This is a genomic window from Roseovarius salinarum, assembly GCF_002834145.1.
In the GTDB taxonomy this organism is placed as follows: Bacteria; Pseudomonadota; Alphaproteobacteria; order Rhodobacterales; family Rhodobacteraceae; genus Roseovarius; species Roseovarius salinarum.
The window spans coordinates 153434-173981 of sequence record NZ_PHNT01000002.1; the positions used below are offsets into that span (position 1 = coordinate 153434).

Sequence of the window (20548 nt, forward strand, 5' to 3'; positions counted from 1 at the left end):
GGCGTGGGCGGCGACCTGGCCATCCTTGCCTGCGGCGGCCGGCTGCCCGTGCGGCTGGCCGAGGCCTATCCGGACGCGCTGATCGTCGGCCTTGCCGGCGTGCCCAATGATCTTGGTGGCCGTGCCGAGGAGCACGGGCTCGAGGAACTCGGCAGCCTGTTCGCGCGTCTCGCGCAGGCGAAGGTGTCCCGTCTCGTGTTCGCCGGTCACCTGACGCGGCCACCGCTCGATCCGGGGCGCTTCGACGCGACGATGACGGCGCTGGCGCCGCGGCTCATGGCGGCAATGGGGCAGGGCGATGACGCGCTGCTCAGCGAGGTGATCGCCGTCTTCGAGGAACAGGGCGTGGCGGTCGTCGGCGCGCACGAGCTGTTGCCGGATCTCACGGCCGCGCCCGGGCTGCTCGCCGGTTCGGCGCCGGGCAAGGCGGAAACCCGCGATGCCGCGCGCGCCGCCGACATCCTGATGGCGCTGTCGCCGCTCGACATCGGGCAGGGCGCGGTGGTGGCCGGCGGCCAGTGCTTCGGAATCGAGACGATCCAGGGCACCGACGCGCTGCTGGATTTCGTCGCGCGCACGCCGGACACGCTGCGCCGCGGCTACGAGGGCGTCTACGTCAAGGCAGCCAAGCGCGGGCAGGACTTGCGCATCGACATGCCGGCGATAGGCCCGCGCACCGTGGCCGCCGTGGCCGACGCCGGCCTTGCCGGCATGGTGATCGAGGCGCACCGCGTGATGATCCTGGACCGGGCGGAAACCCTGCAGGCGGTGTGCGATCGCGGGCTGTTCCTGGCCGCGCAGGAGCTGTGATGCGCGTCTTCCTGATTGCCGGCGAGCCGTCGGGCGACCGGCTGGGCGCCGCGCTGATGCGCGGGCTCGGACAGCTGGCGCCGGAGGTGTCCTTCGAGGGCGTGGGCGGCCCGCTGATGCAGGCCGAGGGAATGAACAGCCTCTTTCCGATGGAAGAGCTCAGCCTCATGGGGATCGCCGAGGTGCTGCCGCGGTATCCCCACCTCGTGCGGCGCAAGAACCAGGTGGCCGATGCCGTGCTGGCGGCACGGCCGGATGCGCTGATTACCATCGACAGCCCCGATTTCTGCCTGCGCGTGGCCCGCCGCGTGCGGGCACGCGCGCCCGTGCGGACGGTGCATTACGTGGCGCCTTCCGTCTGGGCATGGCGGCCCGGGCGCGCACGGAAGATGGCGCGTTTCATCGACCAGGTGCTGTGCCTGCTGCCCTTCGAGCCGCCCTACATGGAGGCCGAGGGGATCGCGGCGGATTTCGTGGGCCACCCCGTGGTGTCGGAACCGGTCGCCACACCCGCCGAGGCGGCTGGCTTTCGCGACCGGCACGGGTTGACGGGGGCCGAGGTGCTGCTGGTCCTGCCGGGATCGCGCCGGGGCGAGGTGGCGCTGCTGGCCGATCGTTTCGCCGAGACGCTTCGGCAGGTCGTGGCCCGCCGCCCCGGCCTGCGCGTGGTCTTGCCCGCCGCGCCATCGGTGGCGCCCATGCTGCACGAAACATTGCGAGGCTGGCCGGGCGCACCCGTTCTGCTCGACCCCACGGGGCGCGACGCCCAGGCGTTCCTGGCCGAGAAGCGCGCGGCCTTCGCGGCGGCCGACGGCGCGCTGGCGGCCTCGGGCACCGTTTCTCTGGAACTCGCGGCGGCGTCCACCCCGATGGTCGTGGGCTATGACCTGTCTTGGCTGAGCCGCCAGATCATCCCGCGCATGATCCGCGTGGACACGCTCACGCTGGTGAACCTTGTCAGCGAAACCCGCGTGGTGCCCGAGTTCATCGGCGCCGCCTGCCGCCCGGCGCCGATGGCCCAGGCCGTCTGCGCGATGCTGGATGCGCCCGAAGCGCAGCTCGAGGCGATGCGCGTGACGATGGACAGGCTGGGCAAAACGGGCGAGGCGCCGGGCATGCGCGCCGCGCGGGCGGTTCTGGCCCGGTTGTAGCGGCGTGCGAGGGGCGCTGCCCCTCTTGGCCTTGCGGCCAATTCACCCCGGAGTACTTGGGGCAAGATGAAGGGGCAGGCGACCGTCGTGCCGGTCAGCCGCTCCAGATCCAGCCGCCGCCCAGCACGCGCGTGCCCCCGGTCTCGTAGAACACGCAGGCCTGGCCGGGGCTCACGCCCTCTTCGGGGGTCAGGAGCTCGACCCGCGCCGCGGTGGCGGACGTGGGGCGCACGATCGCCTCGCCGGGGGCACGGGTGGAGCGCACCTTGACGGAGACATGGTGTTCGCCCGCCTCGGCGAAGGGGGTATCGCCGAGCCAGTTGATCTCGCGCACGGGCACGATGCGGGTGGCAAGCATTTCCTTCGGGCCGACGATCACGCGGCGGTTTTCCACGTCGAGACGGACCACGTAGAGTGGCTCGCTCAGACCTCCGATGCCCAGCCCCCGGCGCTGCCCGACGGTATAGTGGATCACCCCGCGGTGCGCGCCCAGCACGCGGCCGTCGGCATGGACGATCTCGCCAGGTTCGGCCGCGCCGGGGCGCAGCTTCTCGATCACGGCGGCGTAATCGCCGTTCGGCACGAAGCAGATATCCTGGCTGTCGGGCTTGTCGGCCACCTGCAGCCCGTGCCTTGCGGCCAATGCGCGGGTTGCGTCCTTGCTTTCCAGGTGTCCCAGCGGGAACCGCAGGTACTCCAGCTGTTCGGGCGTCGTGGAGAACAGGAAATAGCTCTGGTCGCGGGCGGAATCGGCCGCGCGGTGAAGCTCGGGGCCGTGCGCGCCCGTCCTGCGCTGGATGTAGTGGCCGGTGGCCATGCAGTCGGCCTCGAGGTCCCTGGCCGTCTCCAGAAGGTCGCGGAACTTCACGCGCTCGTTGCAGCGGATGCAGGGCACGGGCGTCGCGCCGGCGAGGTAGCTGTCGGCGAACTCGTCGATCACCGCGTCGCGGAAGACGCTTTCGTAGTCGAGCACGTAATGCGGAAACCCCGTTTCCTCGGCCACGCGGCGGGCATCGTGGATGTCGCGGCCCGCGCAGCAGGCGCCCTTCCTGGCCAGCGCCGCGCCGTGGTCGTACAGCTGCAGCGTGACGCCGACGACGTCGTAGCCTTCGCTTGCCAGTTGCGCGGCCACGACCGAGCTGTCCACGCCGCCCGACATGGCCACCACCACGCGGGTCTGCGCCGGCGGCTTGGCGAAGCCCAGCGAATTGAGGGGCGTGTCGGTGTCCAGTGCCATCGGTGGCCTCCGGGGTCAGGGTCCGGCGGAATATAGGAAAATCCTAAGCACTCTCAAGGGCCGGGTACACGGCGCCTTAAGCGCGCCCGACCCAGTTTCGGCCCCCGGTAAGTGAGGGTGAGTGCAATGTATCTCAAGAAGGTGGATGGAAAAAGGGCCGTCACGCTGCCTGACGGCACGGTCATGACACAAGCGGACCTGCCGCCGGCGGACACGCGACGCTGGGTCGCCTCGCGCAAGCTGGCGGTGGTGCGCGGCGTGACCTACGGGCTGATCACGCAGGCCGAGGCGCAGCGCCGCTATGGCCTGAGCGCCGAGGAATTCGCGGAATGGGTGCGTGCGGTGACCGAGCACGGGGAGGCCGCGCTCAAGGCGACGGCGCTCAAGGACTATAGACAACCATGAGGGGAATTCGCTAATTGTTCCATGTCGGTAACTGGCAGTTAACCATTTCTGGTCAGTCTCGGGTGTCGAAAGCTGACCCAAGCGGAGATGACAGATGCGTGTGCTTCTGGTCGAAGACGATCCCACGACCGCCAAGAGCATCGAGCTGATGCTGACCCATGCCAACCTGAACGTCTACACGACGGATCTGGGCGAGGAAGGGGTCGATCTGGCCAAGCTCTACGATTACGACCTGATCCTGCTGGACCTCGGGTTGCCCGACATGAACGGCCACGACGTGCTGCGCCAGCTTCGGCTCGCCCGGGTCGAGACGCCGATCCTGATCCTGACCGGTGCCGACGATACCGACAACAAGATCAAGGGGTTCGGCTTCGGCGCGGACGACTACCTGACAAAGCCGTTCCACCGCGAGGAGCTGGTCGCGCGGATCCACGCGATCATCCGCCGCTCCAAGGGGCACGCGCAGTCGGTCATCCGGACAGGGCGGATCAACGTCAACCTCGATGCCAAGACGGTGGACGTTGACGGCACCGCGGTGCATCTGACCGGCAAGGAATACCAGATGCTGGAGCTCCTGTCGCTGCGCAAGGGCACGACGCTGACCAAGGAGATGTTCCTCAACCATCTCTACGGCGGCATGGACGAGCCCGAGCTCAAGATCATCGACGTCTTCATCTGCAAGCTGCGCAAGAAGCTCAGCGAGGCGACGGGCGGCGACAACTACATCGAGACGGTCTGGGGGCGCGGCTACGTGCTGCGCGACCCCGAGCCCGGCGAGATGGACGACGAGCGGCTGGCCATCGGCGCCTGAGGCCGCAGCCCCCGGCGGCCGAGGCTGGACCTCCGGACCGGCGCGCCCTATCACGGACGGGCAGGACCGGGGAACGCGATGGCACACCCCGGCGACAATCCGTTCGGGGGCGCGGACATGAGTGACACCAAGGCGGTCGAGGAACTGAGCGCGGCAGAGGCCGAGTCCGAACTGGCGCGCCTGGCCGATCTGCTGTCCCGCGCCGACGCGGCCTACCACACCCGCGACGCGCCGATCATGAGCGACGCCGCGTATGACGCGCTCAAGGCGCGCAACGCGGAGATCGAGGCGCGCTTTCCCGAACTCAAACGTGCCGACAGCCCGAGCGACCGGGTGGGCGCCGCGCCGTCCGAGACCTTCGCCAAGGTGCGCCATGCCGTTCGCATGATGTCTCTGGGCAACGCCTTCGACGCGGACGATGTGCGCGACTTCGATGCCCGCGTGCGCAGCTACCTCGGGCTCGGGGCCGACGCGCCGCTGACCTACACCGCCGAACCCAAGATCGACGGGCTGAGCCTGAGCCTGCGGTACGAGGGCGGCCGGCTTGTTCAGGCGGCCACCCGGGGGGACGGCGAGGAGGGCGAGAACGTCACCGCCAACGCCCGTACGATCGACGAGATCCCGCGAAACCTGGGCGACACGGCGCCGGCCATCCTGGAAGTGCGCGGCGAGGTCTACATGGATCACGCCGATTTCGCGGCTCTCAACGAACGCCAGGCCGAGGCCGGCGACAAGACCTTCGCCAACCCACGCAACGCCGCCGCCGGGTCGTTGCGCCAGCTCGACGCGGAAATCACCCGCGCGCGGCCGCTCAAGTTCCTTGCCTACGGCTGGGGCGCGCTGAGCGAGGCGCTGGCCGACACCCAGATGGGCGCGCTCGCGCGGCTGGGCCGTCTGGGGTTCGTGACCAACCCGCTGACGGTGCGCTGCGACGGGGTGCCGGAGATGCTGGACCACTACGCGCGGATCGAACAGCAACGCGCCGAACTGGGGTATGACATCGACGGCGTGGTCTACAAGGTGGACGACCTGGACCTGCAGCAACGCCTGGGCTTCCGCTCCACCACGCCAAGATGGGCGATCGCGCACAAGTTTCCCGCCGAGACCGCCTGGACCCGGCTCGAGGCGATCGACATCCAGGTGGGCCGCACCGGCGCGCTCAGCCCGGTCGCCCGCCTCGCCCCGGTGACCGTGGGCGGCGTCGTGGTGTCCAACGCGACGCTGCACAACGAGGATTACATCGCCGGCCGCGACGCCTCCGGCTCCCCGATCCGCGAGGGCCGCGACATCCGCGAAGGCGACTGGGTGCAGGTCTACCGCGCGGGCGACGTGATTCCCAAGATCAACGACGTGGACCTGTCGCGCCGGCCCGCCGACGCCACGCCATACGACTTCCCCGACACCTGCCCCGAGTGCGGCTCCGCCGCCATCCGCGAGGCGGGCGACGCCGTGCGCCGCTGCACCGGCGGGCTGATCTGCCCGGCCCAGGCGGTGGAGCGGCTCAGGCATTTCGTCTCGCGCGGGGCCTTCGACATCGAGGGGCTGGGCGAGAAACAGGTGGCGCAGTTCTACCGGCTGGGCTGGCTGCGCGAACCGGCGGACATCTTCACGCTGAAGGCCCGCGACGAAGCCGGCGACAAGGCCGTCGTGCCCGCCGCCGAGCGCATCGCGCGGGTCGAGGCCGACGACCGCCCCGAGGCGCGCCTGCGGCTGGCCGAGGCGGCGGGGCTGGACGCCTGGGACCGCGACGCGGTGAAGGCGCGGCTGGAAGACCTCGGCGCGACCCCGCTGGCCCAGGTCAAGGGCTGGGGCGCGAGAAGCGCCGAGAACCTCTTCGCGGCCATCGAGGCGCGCCGCACCATCCCCTTCGACCGTCTGTTGTTCGCACTGGGCATCCGCCACGTGGGCGAGGTGGCCAGCCGGACCATCGCGCGTTTCCACGGCACCTGGGCGGATTTCACGGCCGCGATGGATGCCGCCGCCGACCAGCAGGGACCGGAATGGGAACGGCTCACCGGGATCGACGGCGTCGGGGGCACGATGGCGCGCGCGCTTGTCACGGCATTCGCCCAGCCCGAGGAGCGCGCCGGCATCGACCGGTTGCTGGCGCAGCTGAAGGTCGAGCCGGTCGAGGCGCCGGCCGGCGCGGACGACAGCCCGATCGCGGGCCGGACCATCGTCTTCACCGGCACGCTGGAGCGGATGACCCGCGCGGAGGCCAAGGCGCGGGCCGAGGCGATGGGCGCCAAGGTCTCGGGCAGCGTGTCGGGCAACACCGACATGGTCGTCGCCGGCCCGGGGGCGGGATCGAAGGCCAACAAGGCACGCGAGCTGGGCGTCGCGATCCTGGACGAGGACGGCTGGCTCGACCTCGTCGGGCAATCATGAGCGGGCGGCCCGAGGCGCTCTACCCGCTGTTCGCGGCGCTCGATTCGCTCGACGGGGTCGGCCCGAAAACCGCCCAGCACCTTGGTCAGCTCGACATCCACAAGCCCCGCGACCTGCTGTTCACGCTGCCCTACGCGGGGGTCGACCGCCGCAGGCGCGCCACCGTTCAGGGTGCGGAGCTGCCCGGGGTGGTGACGGTCGAGGTCACGGTGGGACAGCATCGCGCGCCCGCGCGCCGCGGCGGCCCCTACCGCGTGACGGTCGAGGATGCGGCGACCAGCTTCCAGCTGGTGTTCTTTCACGCGCGTTCGGACTACCTGCGCCGGGTGCTGCCCACCGGCGCGCGGCGCGTCGTCTCGGGCAAGGCCGAGCTGTTCGACGGCGTGGCGCAGATCGTTCACCCCGACCATATCCTGCCGCCCGAGGAGGCCGGCGAGATCCCCGCATACGAGCCCGTCTACCCGCTGACCGCCGGGGTCACGCAGAAGACGATGGCCCGCGCCGTGCAATCGGCGCTGGATCGTGCGCCCGAACTGGACGACTGGATCGACCCGGTGCAGAAGGCGCAGGCCGGCTGGCCGGACTGGCGCGCGGCGCTTCAGGCCGCGCACCACCCGCAGGAGGCCGCGGACCTGTCGCCGGCGGACCCCGCGCGTGAACGGTTGGCCTACGACGAGTTCATGGCGCATCAGCTGACGCTGGCGCTGGCGCGGGCCAGGTTGCGGCGTGGCAAGGGCCGGGTGAGCGTTGGCACCGGTGCGTTGCAGGCCCGCGTGGTCGAGGCGCTGCCCTATGCCCTGACCGGGGCGCAAACGCGCGCGCTGGCAGAGATCGCCGCCGACATGGGGGCGCAGACCCGCATGAACCGGCTGCTGCAGGGCGACGTGGGGGCGGGCAAGACGCTGGTGGCGCTCAAGGCCCTGTTGATCGCCGTGGAGGCGGGCGGGCAGGGCGTGCTGATGGCCCCCACCGAGGTGCTGGCCCGCCAGCACCTGCAGGCGCTGCAACCGCTGGCCCGGGCCGCCGGCGCGCGCATGGAGATCCTGACGGGCCGCGACAAGGGGGCCGAGCGGCGCGGCAAGCTGGCCGCGCTGGCCTCGGGCGAGACGCAGATCCTCGTCGGCACCCACGCGGTGTTCCAGAAGGACGTGGCGTTTCACGACCTGCGGCTTGCGATCGTGGACGAGCAGCACCGTTTCGGCGTGAACCAGCGGCTGGAACTGGGGCGCAAGGGCGCGGGCGTGGACGTTCTGGTGATGACCGCAACGCCGATTCCGCGCAGCCTCGCGCTGGCGCAATACGGCGACATGGACGTCTCGATCCTCGACGAGAAGCCGCCGGGCCGCCAGCCGATCAAGACCGCGCTGGTCAGCCAGGGCCGCATGGACGAGGTCGTCGATCACCTGCGCCGCGCCGTGGCCGAGGGGCGCCAGGCCTATTGGGTCTGTCCCTTGGTCGAGGAGAGCGAAAGCGTCGACCTGTCGAGCGCCGAGGACCGGTTCCGCCGGCTCCGCGCGGCGCTGGGCGAGGGGAAGGTGGGCCTTGTCCACGGGCAGATGCCGCCCGACCAGAAGGATGCCGCGATGGCCGCCTTCCAGCGCGGCGAAACCGGCGTGCTGGTGGCCACGACGGTGATTGAGGTGGGCGTGGACGTGCCCAACGCCACGATCATGGTGATCGAGCGTGCCGAAAGCTTCGGGCTGGCGCAGCTGCACCAGCTGCGCGGCCGCGTGGGGCGGGGCACGCAAGCCTCGACCTGCCTGCTGATGTACCAGCCGCCGCTGAGCGAGACGGGCGAACGGCGCCTGACGACGCTCCGCGACACCGAGGACGGCTTCCGCATCGCCGAGGTGGACCTCGAGATGCGCGGCGCGGGCGATCTGATCGGCACCGCGCAGTCCGGGCTGCCCCGGTTCCGAATCGCCGACATGGAGGCGCAGGCCGCCCTGATGGCAATTGCACAGAGCGACGCGCGCCGCCTGTTGGCCGACGACCCGGGACTTGTCGCTGGCCGAGGAGCCGCGGCCCGGCACCTGCTGTGGCTCATGGAGCAGGACCAGGGGATCCGGTTGATCTCGGTCGGATGAGCGGAAACCCCTTTCGTTCACGAATGTTCTAAAAAAGTTCTTTACAGCGGCAACGAAAAGTGAGAACAAAGTGGCAACTCGGATGACGGAGGAAGGAAAATCCCATGTTCCGCCAGATCGTGACCGCCGCGCGCCGCTGCCATGACACGCTCCTGGGCGATGCCCTTGGCGGGGCGGCTCTGGTCGTGATGCTGGTGGCCGGGCTTTATCTGCCCTCGATCGTCTGACGAAATCTGCCTGCGGCCCGCCGTACCTGTTCTGCCCGCATCCCGCTGTTCCGTCCGGATGCGCCAAGGTCGCCGGCCCTTGCCCAACCTGTCCCCGCGGGGTCTGCCTCCCCCGCCCGGGCCGGGGCCGTGACGGGTGCCGCACCTTGCTCCGCCGCCTTCCCCGACGGGAAGCGCGGCGGCTTTTTTTGGCAAGCCGCGCGGTGCGGCGGTCAGGCGCAGCTGCTGGTTTCGCAGGCCTGTGTCATCGCCTCGGTCAGGGCCTCCAGCGACAGCATGATCGAGCCGTGACGATTCTTGTAGTCGCGCGCGGGGCGCAGCACTTCGAGCCCGTCGAAGGGGGCCGGGGGCGTCGGGCCGTCGTGCTTGAGCATCTCCTTGAGCGAATCGCGCGCCTCGGCGACCTGATCGGGCGTACAGCCCACCGCGTTCGCCGCCACGACCGATGCCGCGGCCTGGCCCAGGGCACAGGCCTTGACGTCGAGCCCGATCTCGCCAAGGCGCCCGTCGGTGCAGGTGACGTCCACCGTCACCGTGGACCCGCACAACGGCGCACGCTTCTTGACGCTCGCCTGCGGCTCGGGCAGGCGCGCGTGGTGCGGGATCTCGGCCGCGAGCTCGAGAATGCGGGCGGAGTAGAGCTTGATCAGGTCGGGCTCGCTGCTCATGGCTTTCCCTTTCGCTGCTGACCCAATAAATAGGCGTCAAACGTCCGGAGGCCAAAGGATTTCACGACATGTCTTTCGATCCCGCGACACTGAAATACGACGCGGCCGGGCTGATCCCGGCGATCGCACAGGACGCCGGCACCGGCGAGGTCCTGATGATGGCCTGGATGAACGCCGAGTCGGTGGCGCGCACGCTGCAGACGGGGCGCGCGACCTACTGGAGCCGCTCGCGGCGGGCGTTCTGGGTCAAGGGCGAAAGCAGTGGGCATGTGCAGACGCTCAAGGAGATGCGGGTGGACTGCGACCGCGATTGCCTGCTGTTGCTGGTGGAGCAGGCAGGGCCGGCGTGCCACACCAACCGGCGCAGCTGTTTCTACACCGCCGTCCGCGACGGCGCGGAAGTGGAGATCATGGCGCCCGAGGCGGGCTGAGGCCGAGGGGCGGCCCCCCGAGGTTTTTTCAGGCAAGAAGAAGCGCGGGTCAGAGCCCGACCATGGCGCGCAGGTCGGCGGGGCGCAGGCCCTCGGCGCGGTATGTCGCGATGGCGCGGGCATCGTCGCGCTTGGCCAACCGCCGTCCCGCGTCGTCGCGGATCAGCCGGTGATGGCGGTAGACAGGCGTTGGCAGACCGAGCAGTCGCTGCAGCAGAACATGGATCTGCGTGGCCTCGAACAGATCCTGCCCGCGGATGACGTGGGTGATGCCCTGGTCGGCGTCGTCGAGCACCACCGCGAGGTGGTAGGAGGCGCCGAGGCCGCGCCGGGCGAGCACCACGTCACCGGCCGTCTCGTGCAGCCGGGTGGCAGTGATCCGGCCGGTTTCGCCGGCGGGTCCGGCGCCGGTTTCGGAGAACCCCGGCGGGCTGTCCAGCGTGGCCAGCGCGCGGGCCATGTCGAGGCGCAGCACCGCGCCCTCGGCCATCGGGCCACGGGGGGCGGTGGCGGGGCGGCAGGTGCCGGGATAGATCACCCCGTCGGGGCCGTGGGGCAGCACGCCCTCCTGCGGGGCGCTGGCGGCGGCGCGGATGTCGGCGCGGCTGCATCCGCAAGGATAGAGCAGCCCGCGCGCCCAGAGCCCTTCGAGCGCGGCACGGTAGCGCGGCAGCCGGTCGGACTGGCGCATCACCGGGCGCGGCCAGTCGAGCCCGAGCCACGACAGGTCGTCCTCGATCTGCGTTTCCCACTCGGGCCGGCAGCGGCTCTTGTCCAGGTCGTCGATGCGCAGATGGAAGGTCCCGTCCGCCGCGACGGCCGCGTCATGGGCAAGCATGGCCGAAAAGGCATGGCCCAGGTGCAGCGGCCCGGTGGGCGACGGCGCGAACCTTGTGATGAAATTCACGTCTTTTCAAGCACGTAGACTGTGGAGCCGATACCGATACCGGGCAGGTGATCACCGTGTTCGCGGAAGTGCATCCGCGCGTTGCCGGTGTCGGCCCACTCGCTGATCCGGCCTTCGAACGCGGGATCCTCCAGCGTGTGATCGTTGAAGGAAAAGGCGAACAGGCCGCCCCTGGGCAGCAGGCGCATGATCGTGTCGAAGGTTTCGGCCGGGGCCGCGCCGGCCCCGATCACGCCGATGGCCGCCACAAGGGGGTAGGCCCCCGCCTCGAACGGGTCGCCCGCGTCCGGTTCGACCTGCCAGGTGTGACGGTAGACCTGCTTTTCGCGCGCGATCTCGAGCATCTCCGCCGACAGGTCGGCGCCGTCGACGGCCTCGAACCCGGCGAGCTTGAGGGCCAGCCCCGAAAGACCCGTGCCGCAGCCGAAATCGAGCAGTGGCCGGCCGGGATCGGGGGCCACGGCGTGCAGCGCCCGGGCCACGCGCCCCGGCGTGGCATACCCGTTTTCGCCCACCTCCGCCTCGTAGGTGGCCGCCCAGTCGTCGTAGAGCCGGCGCGTCTCTTCTGTGCCGGAGACACCGTAGGCGCGGTCGAGAAAGCCCGTGTCGCTCATGCGCCCATGATACGCTGGCCGATCACGCCGCGTCCAGTGCCGTCTGCGCCAGCCAGTCGCGCCAGGCCGCCTTGGCCCGGTCGGTGTAGGCGCGATAGCGTTCCGTTCGCGCGCGGCGCCCGCCCTTGATGCCGTCGACCGGCGGAAACAGGCCGAAGTTCACGTTCATCGGCTGGAAGGTCTTGGCCTCCGCGCCGCCGGTGATGTGCGTGACCAGCGCGCCCACGGCCGTTTCCGGCGGGGGCGGCGCTATCTCGTGGCCCTGCAGTTCGGCGGCCGCCAGCCGGCCCGCCACCAGGCCCATCGCGGCACTTTCCACGTACCCCTCGACCCCGGTGATCTGGCCGGCGAAACGAATGTGCGGGCGCGCGCGCATCCGCAGCTGCGCGTCCAGCAGGCGCGGCGAATTGATGAAGGTGTTCCGGTGGATCCCGCCAAGGCGCGCGAACCGTGCTTCTTCAAGCCCGGGAATCATCCGGAAAACATCGACTTGCGCGCCATACTTCATTTTCGTCTGGAAGCCCACGATATTGTAGAGCGTGCCCAGCGCGTTGTCGCGGCGCAATTGCACGACGGCATGGGGCTTTTCGTCGGGCTTGTGGGCGTTGGTCAGCCCGCGCGGCTTCATCGGGCCGTGCCGCAGGGTTTCGCGGCCGCGTTCGGCCATGACCTCGATGGGAAGGCAGCCGTCGAAGTAGTCGGCGGTTTCGCCCTCGTGGAATTCCGTCTTCTCGGCGGCCAGAAGCGCGTCGATGAACGCCTCGTAGGTGTCCCGGTCCATCGGGCAGTTGATGTAGGCGGTGCGCTCGGCCTCCGTCTCGCCCTTGTCGTAGCGCGATTGTTGCCATGCCACCGACATGTCGATGCTTTCGGCGTAGACGATGGGCGCGATGGCATCGAAGAACGCCAGCGACTGCGCGCCCGTCTCGGCGGCGATGGCCCCGCCCAGCCCCGCGCTGGTGAGCGGGCCTGTCGCGATGATCCAGGTGCCTTCGTCGGGCAGCCGGTCGATCTCGGCGGTTTCCACGCTCACGTTGGGGTGGTCGCGCAGCGTCGCGGTCACATCGGCCGAGAACGCGTCGCGGTCGACCGCCAGCGCGCCGCCCGCGGGAAGCCGGTGCTTGTCCCCCATCCGCATGATCAGCCCGTCGGCCTGGCGCATTTCCCAGTGCAGCAGGCCGACGGCGTTCTGTTCGTCGTCGTCCGAGCGGAACGAGTTGGAGCACACCATCTCGGCCAGGTCGCCGGTGCGATGCGCGAAGGTGCCCACCTGTGGGCGCATCTCGTGGATGACGACAGGCACGCCGCGGTTCGCGGCCTGCCATGCGGCCTCGGCCCCGGCCATGCCGCCGCCGACGATGTGAAGTGTTTCCGTCATGCCCGCGGATCTAGTCGAGCGGGCGGGATTCGGAAAGGGGCGGCTGGCAAGGTGGCGCTTGGCCGGCGGAGCGGCGGCAGGGAAATCGGCGTGGGCCACCGCGACGGGGAATGGCCGTCGGAGAGAGACCGGCCGAGCGAGACAGGATGCCGGCGGTGGCCCACGCACGAATTGGGACTGTCCGGTTGGAACCGTGTTGACAAGCTACCCGATAGAATGTGGCGGAAAAATGGCGGGGTGCGAAACAGTGTGGGGCCGGATCGGCAACACTGACACCGCCCCCACGGGGATCATTGTTGCCACTCGGGCGGGCGCTTTTCCAGGAAGGCACTGATGCCCTCGGCGGTGTCGCGGTCGAGCATGTTCTCGACCATGACCTCGCCGGTATAGGCATAGGCCTGGTCCAGCGGCATCTCGATCTGGTTGTAGAAGGCTTCCTTGCCGATGCGCACGGCCGTGCCCAGCTTGCCCGCCACGGTTTCGGCCAGCGCCATCGTCTCTGCCTCCAGGTCCTCGTGCGGGACGGCGCGGTTGATCAGCCCCAGTTCGCGCGCGCGATCGGTGTCGATGAATTCGCCCGTGGTCAGCATCTCGAAGGCCTGCTTGCGCGGGATGTTGCGCGACAGCGCCACCATCGGCGTGGAGCAGAACAACCCGATGTTCACCCCGTTGACGCCGAAACGTGTGCCCTCGGCCGCCACGGCCATGTCGCAGGACGCCACCAGCTGGCAGCCCGCGGCGGTGGCGATGCCGTGGGGTCGCGCGATCACCGGCTGGGGCAGCTTGCGGATCGTGCTCATCACCTTCGAGCAGCGCGCGAACAGATCGGCGAAATAGGCGCGGCCGCCGTCCTCGGCCTGCCGGCCCTGCGTCATCTCGCGCAGGTCATGGCCCGCGCAGAACGCCTTGCCTGCACCGGCAAGGGTGACGACCCGGATGTCCTCGTCCCCGGCCAGCCGGTCGAACTCGTCCTGCAGCGCGGCCAGCATCGCGTCGCTGAGCGCGTTGAGCTTTTCGGGGTGGTTGAGCGTGAGGCGGGCGACGGGACCCTGATCGGAGCGTTCCAGAATTGGCATCTTGTTCCTCCCTTTCGGTTGTGGCCTTTTTTACGCGACACACGACAGGGAGGAAAGCATGGGGCTGAAAATGACTGCGGCAGAGCTGGGGGATTTCCTTGACCGGGAATTCCCGCAGGTCGGTGGCGATTTCACGGTCGAGGACGTGGGCGAGATGCGGGTGCGCGTGCGTCTGAACGTGGCCGACCGCCACCTGCGCCCCGGCGGCACGGTCTCCGGGCCGTCGATCTTCGCGCTGGCCGACGTGTCGGTCTACCTGGCGGTGCTGGCGATGATCGGGCCCCAAGCCCTTGCGGTGACGACGAACTGTTCGATCGACTTCATGCGCAAGCCGGCCGCCCGAACCGACCTGATCGCGGACTGCCGGTTGCTGAAACTCGGCCGCGTGCTGGCGGTGGGCGACGTGCTGGTCTTTTCCGACGGTGACGACGCGCCGGTCGCGCGGGCCTCGCTGACCTATTCGATCCCGCCCAAGTAGCCGGCCCAGGGCAGGGGGCTACGCCCCGACGGCAGTGGGGTAAATTGATACCTATTTAGCATCGCATTGAAATTTCAAAATAAAAGCTGGGAGAGCCGTATTGACTTGGACGCCGCGATCTTTATAACCCGCCCATCAATTCCGACGGGCGTGCGCAACGCGTCCGCCACCGCAACCAAGGGTTCCCCGCGATGAAGACATTCTCTGCGACTCCGGCGGACATCGACAAGAAGTGGATCGTGATCGATGCAGAGGGCATCGTTCTCGGCCGCCTTGCCTCGATCGTCGCCACGCGCCTGCGCGGCAAGCACAAGGCCTCCTTCACGCCCAACATGGACATGGGCGACAACGTGATCGTGATCAATGCCGACAAGGTCCAGCTGACGGGCAAGAAGCGCGACAATCCCAACTACTGGCACACCGGATACCCGGGCGGCATCAAGTCGCGCACGACCGCCGAGATCCTCGAGGGCGACCACCCCGAGCGCGTCGTGACGCAGGCGGTGAAGCGGATGCTGCCGGGCAACAAGCTGGCGCGCAAGCAGATGACCAACCTCCGCGTCTATGCCGGCCCCGAGCATCCCCACGAGGCGCAGCAGCCCGAGATGCTCGACGTCAAGTCCATGAACTCCAAGAACACGCGGGTGGCGTACTGATGGCTGAAGAAATCAAATCCCTCGACGAGCTGAACACCGTGGCCGAAGGCGCCGCGGCCACCCCCGAAGAGGCCGAAACCCCGCGCGAGCCGGTCCGCGACAGCCTGGGCCGCTCCTACGCGACCGGGCGGCGCAAGGATGCCGTGGCACGTGTCTGGATCAAGCCCGGCTCGGGCAAGGTCAGCGTCAACGGCAAGGCGCTGGAAGCGTACTTCGCGCGCCCCGTGCTGCAGATGATCCTGCGCCAGCCCTTCCAGGTCGCCGGTGTCGAGGACCAGTTCGACGTCATGGCCACCGTCAAGGGCGGCGGCCTGAGCGGTCAGGCGGGTGCCGTCAAGCACGGAATCAGCCGTGCGCTGCAGCTCTACGACCCGGTGCTGCGCAGCCCGCTGAAGGCCGCCGGTTTCCTGACCCGCGACAGCCGCGTCGTGGAACGCAAGAAGTTCGGCCGCGCCAAGGCCCGCCGCAGCTTCCAGTTCTCCAAGCGCTGACGCGATCACGCCGCAATTCGTCAAGGCGGGCCGTCCCGATTGGGGCGGCCCGTTTCGTTTGCGCCGCCCCGCAAATGTCTTTGCGCTCACCGGCCGTGCCAGAAACCGGGCTCGACCGACAGCGCGTCGGGCCAGCCGACGTAGCGCTCGATCACGAAAAGCGCGACGCAGGCGGCGACGATACCGAGCACCAGTTTCACGCGCCGTTCGCTGGGCGGGCGCTGCGCCCAGCGCGCCATGCGGAACAGCCAGCGCGGGTTCACGGGCCGGTGAACCGCACCTTGCCGATGTAGGGCAGGTTGCGGTTGCGTTGCGCGTAGTCGATGCCGTAGCCGACGACGAATTCGTCGGGGATCTCGAAACCGGTCCAGTCCGCCCGGACATCCGTTTCGCGCCGCGACGGCTTGTCCAGCAGGGCGATCGTGCGCAACCGGGCGGGCTTGCGGCCTTCCAGAAGGCGCAGGACATGGGCCAGCGTGTGCCCGGTGTCGACGATATCCTCGACCACGAGGACATCCGCGCCCTCGATCTCGCCGCGCAGGTCCTTGAGGATGCGCACCTCGCGGCTCGATTCCATTGCGTTGCCGTAGGAGGAGGTCTCGAGGAAATCCACCTCCACGTTCATCTTCAGCTCGCGCACCAGGTCGGCAATGAACACGAAGCTGCCGCGCAGCAGCCCGACCATGACCAGTTTCTCGCTGCCCTCGAACTCCCGCGCGATCTCGCGGGCCAGGGCCTCGACCCGCGCCGCGATGGATTTGGCCGAGATCATCTCGTCGATGACATGGTCCCTGCCGGACATGCGTCCCTCGCGCCCCTTGCAAATCGTCGGCCAGTCTACGAAATAGCGGCGGACTGTCCACGCGAAATCCCGGGGCGCCATGCCGACGCATTCCGAAACCCGCACGCTGCCCTACAATCCGCAGCAGATGTACGATCTCGTCGCCGACGTCGGCCGCTACCCCGAGTTCCTGCCGTGGACCGCCGCGGCGCGCGTGCGGAAGGTGACGCCGCGGGACGACGGCGCGGAGGTGATGGAAGCCGACCTCGTTATCAGCTTCAAGGTGTTTCGCGAACGATTCGGCAGCCGCGTGGTGCTCTGGCCCGACGAGAAGCGGATCGAGACCGAGTACCTCGACGGCCCGTTCAAGCACATGAAGTCCGAATGGCGGTTCGAGGATGCGCCCGAGGGCTGCAAGGTTCATTTCCACGTGGATTTCGCCTTCCGCAACCGCCTGCTGCAATCTGCGGCGGAGATGTTCTTCTTCGAGGCGATGAAGCGGATCGTGCGCGCTTTCGAGGCACGGGCGCAGGAGCTTTACGGGTGAACGGCATCACCGACTCTCTTGCGGGTTTCGCCCGGGATGCGGCACCGGCGGGTCCGGCGGCGCAGGTTCTGCGGTTGTCGCTGCTGGACTGGTGCGCCGTCGCGTTCGCCGGCCGCGACGAGCCCGTGGCCCGCGCCCTTCGCGCGCAAGCGCGTGAAGAAGGTGGCGCGCCGCAGGCTGCGCTGGTGGGTGCCCCAGTGCGGGCCCCCGCGCGCATGGCGGCGCTGGTCAACGGGGCGACCAGCCACGCACTGGACTACGACGACACCCATTTCGCCCATATCGGCCACCCGTCGGTCGCGGTGATCCCGGCGGCGCTGGCCGCCGGCGAACTGGCTGGCGCCTCGGGCGCCGACGTGCAGGCGGCCGCGCTGGTCGGTGCCGAGGCCTCGGTGCGCGTGGGGCTCTGGTTGGGGCGCGGGCACTACCAGACGGGGTTTCACCAGACGGCCACCGCCGGCGCCTTCGGCGCCACGCTGGCCGCGGCGCGGCTGCTTGGGCTGGATCACGACCAGACCGTGATGGCGCTGGGGCTCGCATCCACGCGCGCCTCGGGGCTGAAGGGGCAGTTCGGCACCATGGGCAAACCGCTGAACGCGGGGCTGGCGGCTTCCACCGGCGTGGAGGCCGCGGTTTGGGCCCGCCACGGCGTGACATCGGACACGCGAGGGTTGGAAGGCCCGCAGGGCTTCGGCCCCACGCACCATGGCGCGGGCGCGGCCGGGGCGCTCGACGGGCTGGGCCGGGACTGGCTGTTCGAGGGAGTGCATCACAAGTTCCACGCCTGCTGCCACGGGCTGCACGCCACTCTGGAGGCGCTGGCAGAGGCCCCGGCCATCGACCCTGCGACGGTGGAGCGGGTGGAGGTCGCCACGCATCCCCGCTGGTTGCGGGTCTGCGCCATAGCGGCGCCGCGCACCGGGCTCGAAGCCAAGTTCAGCTACGCGATGGCGGTGGCGATGGCCCTGACCGGCCATGATACGGCCCGCCCCGGCACCTTCACCGACGCGCTTTGCGCCGAACCCGCCGTCGTGGACCTGCGCGACCGGGTGTCGGTGCGGCCCGACGAGGGGCTGAGCGAACTTCAGGCGCGTGTCACGGTGCACCTGTCGGACGGGGCGCAGCACGCGCTTTTCCACGACCTCGACGCGCCGCAGCCGCTCGGGGCGCGTGCCGCCCGCATCCGGGCGAAGGCCGACACGCTGCTGGGCCATGCCAGCGCGGATCGCCTTTGGCAGTTGATCGAACAGGACGCGGCGCCCGGAACGCTGATGGCGGAATTGGCCGGCTGATCGCGTCTAGCCGAGCGCGCCGCGCAGCATTTCCAGCGCGTGATCGCGCGACAGCCTGCGCACCTCGGCCCGGCCCAGCGCGCCGAACCGGCAGGTTTCCGCGCGTGTGGGCCGGCCGGCGCCGGCGAGGCCGAAACAGACCATGCCCTCGGGCTTGGCGGGCGTGCCGCCGGGGCCGGCGACACCCGTGATCGACACGGCAAGGTTCGCGGCCGAATGCGCAAGCGCGCCCTCGGCCATTTCGGTGGCCACGGCCTCGGACACGGCGCCGTGGGCCTCGAGGGTGCCGGGCCGCACGCCCAGCATCTCGCTCTTGGCGGCGTTGGAATAGGTGACGAACCCGCGGTCGAAGACGTCCGAGGATCCCGGCACTTCGGTGATCGCCACGGTGACCATGCCGCCGGTGCAGCTTTCGGCGGTGGCGATCGTCACGCCGGCGGCGCGGGCCGCGTCGAGAAGGGCCCGCGCCGTCACAGCAGCATCACCCCGTGCCCGATCGCGGCAAGGATCACCACGCCCACCGCGGCGAACAGGCCCGCGATCACGTCGTCGAGCATCACGCCCACCGCGTCCTTGCGTCGGTCGGCGCGGTCCACCGGCCCGGGCTTTGCGATGTCGAACAGCCGGAACAGCACGAAGGCCGCCACGATCCCGGGCCAGAGGGCCAGGACATCGGCACCGGTGCCCCAGGCGCCCAGCGACACGGGCCAAAGGGCGATCCACTGGCCGGCGAGCTCGTCGATCACGAACTCGGGCCGGTCGGGATCCTCGCCCGGGCCGACCGCCCGGGGTATCGCCCGGACGCCCGCCAGCGCCGCGATGCCGGTCACCGCGATCAACAGCCACGGCCCGCCCAGCAGGTGCAGCGCCCAGGCCAGCGGCAGCGCGGCCGCCGCCCCCCATGTGCCGGGCGCCGGGCGCAGCAGGCCGATACCGCCCAGCGTGGCGATCATTCGCGCGCCGGTCATGGCCGCACCAGGGTGACGGTGGCCTGCGCGGCAATGCCTTCGCCCCGGCCGGTGAAGCCCAGCCCTTCGGACGTGGTCGCCTTGACCGAGACCCGGCCACCGTCGATGCCGGCGATCTCGGCGATGCGCGCGCGCATCGCGGCGGCGTGGGGGCCGATCTTGGGCCGCTCGCAGATCAGGGTGACGTCCATGTTGCCGATCTCGAACCCGGTGTCGCGGGCCAGGCTTGCGGCGTGGCGCAGGAAGACATGGCTTTCGGCCCCCTTCCACTGCGGGTCGCTTGGCGGGAAATGGGTGCCGATGTCACCCTCGGCCAGCGCGCCGTAAAGCGCATCGGTGAGCGCGTGCAGGCCGACGTCGGCGTCCGAATGCCCCTTCAGCCCGCGGTCGTGCGGAACCGTCACGCCGCACAGGGTGATATCGTCACCCGGTCCGAAACGGTGCACGTCGAAGCCGTTGCCGGTGCGGATATCCATTTGCCCCCCGAGGATGCGCGCGGCGCGGGCGAAATCCCCCGGCGCCGTGATCTTCAGGTTTGCCTCATCTCCCGGAACGATGGCGACGTCAATGCCCGCCGCCCGGGCCACCGCAACGTCATCGTCGGCGGCCCCGTCGTGCGCGGCGTGCGCGGCATGGATGGCGTCGAAGTGAAAACCCTGCGGCGTCTGCGCGCGAAACAGGCCCTCGCGCGGCTGCGTGCCGGTGACGACGCCCGCCGCGCCGCGCCAGAGCGCGTCGGTGACGGGCAGGGCGGGGGCCGCGCCCGCGTGGTCGTCCAGCGCGGCGAGAACGGCGCGGATCGTCTCCGGCGCCACGCACGGGCGGGCGACGTCGTGGATCAGCACCCGCGTGACCCCGGCGCCGGCGAGAGCCTGCAGCCCCGCGCGCACGCTGTCGGCACGGGTCGCGCCCCCATCGACGGTGGACACAGCCTTGCGCGGCGGGAAAAGACCGCGGTCCGCGGGATGCACGACCAGCATGATCCGCGCGATGCCCGGGTGATGCGCGAAGGCGTCGACCGTCCAGTCGATCACGCGCCGGCCGGCCAGCGCCTGCCACTGCTTGGGCAGGGGGCCGCCCGCGCGGGTGCCGCGGCCGGCGGCGACGATGATCGCGGCGCAACTCATGGCCCCTGATTACGCCGG

24 protein-coding genes are annotated in these 20548 nt (G+C 70.0%); 13 read left to right on the plus strand and 11 right to left on the minus strand.

Annotated features, from left to right (window positions below):
- Positions 1-3: 3 nt before the first annotated feature.
- Positions 4-810, plus strand: coding sequence for an LpxI family protein (locus tag CEF10_RS03715; RefSeq protein ID WP_101066351.1), 807 nt, complete (start codon positions 4-6; stop codon positions 808-810).
- Positions 810-1961, plus strand: coding sequence for a lipid-A-disaccharide synthase (gene lpxB / locus CEF10_RS03720; protein ID WP_101066353.1), 1152 nt, complete (start codon positions 810-812; stop codon positions 1959-1961). The genes CEF10_RS03715 and lpxB overlap by 1 nt, the downstream gene beginning before the upstream one ends.
- A gap of 94 nt (positions 1962-2055) precedes the next feature.
- Here lpxB and mnmA read toward each other — a convergent pair whose 3' ends face one another.
- On the minus strand, positions 2056-3198 hold the full coding sequence (mnmA, locus tag CEF10_RS03725; RefSeq protein ID WP_101066356.1) for a tRNA 2-thiouridine(34) synthase MnmA: 1143 nt from the start codon (positions 3196-3198) through the stop codon (positions 2056-2058).
- 126 nt (positions 3199-3324) lie between these two features.
- Here mnmA and sciP point away from each other — a divergent pair, with 126 nt between their 5' ends.
- The 5 genes from sciP (at position 3325) to CEF10_RS17325 (ending at position 9116) form a co-directional block, all read left to right on the plus strand.
- Positions 3325-3603 (plus strand): CtrA inhibitor SciP, encoded by a 279-nt coding sequence (gene sciP, locus CEF10_RS03730; protein WP_101066360.1) that lies wholly within the window; start codon positions 3325-3327, stop codon positions 3601-3603.
- 94 nt (positions 3604-3697) lie between these two features.
- Complete coding sequence (ctrA, locus tag CEF10_RS03735) at positions 3698-4414, plus strand: response regulator transcription factor CtrA (RefSeq protein ID WP_101066362.1); 717 nt, start codon at positions 3698-3700, stop codon at positions 4412-4414.
- A gap of 117 nt (positions 4415-4531) precedes the next feature.
- Positions 4532-6802, plus strand: coding sequence for an NAD-dependent DNA ligase LigA (gene ligA / locus CEF10_RS03740; RefSeq protein ID WP_101066686.1), 2271 nt, complete (start codon positions 4532-4534; stop codon positions 6800-6802).
- Positions 6799-8889: an ATP-dependent DNA helicase RecG gene (recG, locus tag CEF10_RS03745; RefSeq protein ID WP_101066366.1), complete on the plus strand. Its 2091-nt coding sequence runs from the start codon at positions 6799-6801 to the stop codon at positions 8887-8889. Before ligA ends, recG begins: the two co-directional genes overlap by 4 nt.
- Positions 8890-8993: 104 nt before the next feature.
- Complete coding sequence (locus CEF10_RS17325; protein ID WP_269801313.1) at positions 8994-9116, plus strand: hypothetical protein; 123 nt, start codon at positions 8994-8996, stop codon at positions 9114-9116.
- A 212-nt stretch (positions 9117-9328) separates the two neighbouring features.
- On the opposite strand, the gene CEF10_RS03750 is transcribed toward CEF10_RS17325, so the two are convergent.
- A complete protein-coding gene (locus tag CEF10_RS03750; protein ID WP_101066370.1) occupies positions 9329-9784 on the minus strand; it encodes an iron-sulfur cluster assembly scaffold protein in 456 nt (151 codons plus the stop codon).
- 68 nt (positions 9785-9852) lie between these two features.
- Between CEF10_RS03750 and hisI the strand changes: the two genes are divergently transcribed.
- Positions 9853-10215: a phosphoribosyl-AMP cyclohydrolase gene (gene hisI, locus CEF10_RS03755; protein ID WP_101066372.1), complete on the plus strand. Its 363-nt coding sequence runs from the start codon at positions 9853-9855 to the stop codon at positions 10213-10215.
- 49 nt (positions 10216-10264) lie between these two features.
- Here the strand turns inward: hisI and gluQRS are convergent, their stop codons facing one another.
- From gluQRS to CEF10_RS03775, 4 genes are all read right to left on the minus strand, one after another.
- The gene (gene gluQRS, locus CEF10_RS03760) at positions 10265-11122 is read right to left on the minus strand and encodes a tRNA glutamyl-Q(34) synthetase GluQRS (RefSeq protein ID WP_101066375.1); all 858 of its coding nucleotides are present in this window, start codon (positions 11120-11122) and stop codon (positions 10265-10267) included.
- The gene (locus CEF10_RS03765; RefSeq protein WP_101066378.1) at positions 11119-11736 is read right to left on the minus strand and encodes a class I SAM-dependent DNA methyltransferase; all 618 of its coding nucleotides are present in this window, start codon (positions 11734-11736) and stop codon (positions 11119-11121) included. The genes gluQRS and CEF10_RS03765 overlap by 4 nt, the downstream gene beginning before the upstream one ends.
- 22 nt (positions 11737-11758) lie before the next feature.
- The gene (gene trmFO, locus CEF10_RS03770; RefSeq protein WP_101066380.1) at positions 11759-13114 is read right to left on the minus strand and encodes a methylenetetrahydrofolate--tRNA-(uracil(54)-C(5))-methyltransferase (FADH(2)-oxidizing) TrmFO; all 1356 of its coding nucleotides are present in this window, start codon (positions 13112-13114) and stop codon (positions 11759-11761) included.
- 290 nt (positions 13115-13404) lie between these two features.
- Positions 13405-14190 carry an enoyl-CoA hydratase gene (locus tag CEF10_RS03775; protein WP_101066382.1) on the minus strand — a complete coding sequence of 262 codons (786 nt, stop codon included), beginning with the start codon at positions 14188-14190 and terminating at the stop codon, positions 13405-13407.
- Positions 14191-14248: 58 nt separating this feature from the next.
- Between CEF10_RS03775 and CEF10_RS03780 the strand changes: the two genes are divergently transcribed.
- From CEF10_RS03780 to rpsI, 3 genes are all read left to right on the plus strand, one after another.
- Positions 14249-14668 carry a PaaI family thioesterase gene (locus CEF10_RS03780; RefSeq protein ID WP_101066385.1) on the plus strand — a complete coding sequence of 140 codons (420 nt, stop codon included), beginning with the start codon at positions 14249-14251 and terminating at the stop codon, positions 14666-14668.
- A gap of 191 nt (positions 14669-14859) precedes the next feature.
- Positions 14860-15324, plus strand: coding sequence for a 50S ribosomal protein L13 (rplM, locus tag CEF10_RS03785; RefSeq protein WP_101066388.1), 465 nt, complete (start codon positions 14860-14862; stop codon positions 15322-15324).
- Complete coding sequence (rpsI, locus tag CEF10_RS03790; RefSeq protein WP_101066391.1) at positions 15324-15815, plus strand: 30S ribosomal protein S9; 492 nt, start codon at positions 15324-15326, stop codon at positions 15813-15815. The genes rplM and rpsI overlap by 1 nt, the downstream gene beginning before the upstream one ends.
- Positions 15816-15901: 86 nt before the next feature.
- Here rpsI and CEF10_RS17045 read toward each other — a convergent pair whose 3' ends face one another.
- The gene (locus CEF10_RS17045) at positions 15902-16078 is read right to left on the minus strand and encodes a hypothetical protein (protein ID WP_198586139.1); all 177 of its coding nucleotides are present in this window, start codon (positions 16076-16078) and stop codon (positions 15902-15904) included.
- Positions 16075-16617 carry a hypoxanthine phosphoribosyltransferase gene (hpt, locus tag CEF10_RS03795; RefSeq protein ID WP_101066394.1) on the minus strand — a complete coding sequence of 181 codons (543 nt, stop codon included), beginning with the start codon at positions 16615-16617 and terminating at the stop codon, positions 16075-16077. Before hpt ends, CEF10_RS17045 begins: the two co-directional genes overlap by 4 nt.
- A 79-nt stretch (positions 16618-16696) precedes the next feature.
- Between hpt and CEF10_RS03800 the strand changes: the two genes are divergently transcribed.
- Together CEF10_RS03800 and CEF10_RS03805 are read left to right on the plus strand one after the other, a co-directional pair.
- Positions 16697-17143: a type II toxin-antitoxin system RatA family toxin gene (locus tag CEF10_RS03800; RefSeq protein ID WP_101066397.1), complete on the plus strand. Its 447-nt coding sequence runs from the start codon at positions 16697-16699 to the stop codon at positions 17141-17143.
- Positions 17140-18435, plus strand: a complete 1296-nt coding sequence (locus CEF10_RS03805) for an MmgE/PrpD family protein (RefSeq protein WP_101066400.1) — start codon at positions 17140-17142, stop codon at positions 18433-18435. The genes CEF10_RS03800 and CEF10_RS03805 overlap by 4 nt, the downstream gene beginning before the upstream one ends.
- A 6-nt stretch (positions 18436-18441) precedes the next feature.
- Here the strand turns inward: CEF10_RS03805 and CEF10_RS03810 are convergent, their stop codons facing one another.
- From CEF10_RS03810 to CEF10_RS03820, 3 genes are read right to left on the minus strand one after another with little or no spacing between them, the layout of a single operon-like run.
- Positions 18442-18909, minus strand: a complete 468-nt coding sequence (locus CEF10_RS03810; RefSeq protein ID WP_101066403.1) for a CinA family protein — start codon at positions 18907-18909, stop codon at positions 18442-18444.
- Positions 18906-19403, minus strand: a complete 498-nt coding sequence (locus tag CEF10_RS03815) for a phosphatidylglycerophosphatase A family protein (protein WP_101066406.1) — start codon at positions 19401-19403, stop codon at positions 18906-18908. The genes CEF10_RS03810 and CEF10_RS03815 overlap by 4 nt, the downstream gene beginning before the upstream one ends.
- On the minus strand, positions 19400-20530 hold the full coding sequence (locus tag CEF10_RS03820; protein ID WP_101066409.1) for a bifunctional 2-C-methyl-D-erythritol 4-phosphate cytidylyltransferase/2-C-methyl-D-erythritol 2,4-cyclodiphosphate synthase: 1131 nt from the start codon (positions 20528-20530) through the stop codon (positions 19400-19402). Before CEF10_RS03820 ends, CEF10_RS03815 begins: the two co-directional genes overlap by 4 nt.
- Positions 20531-20548 lie beyond the last annotated feature (18 nt).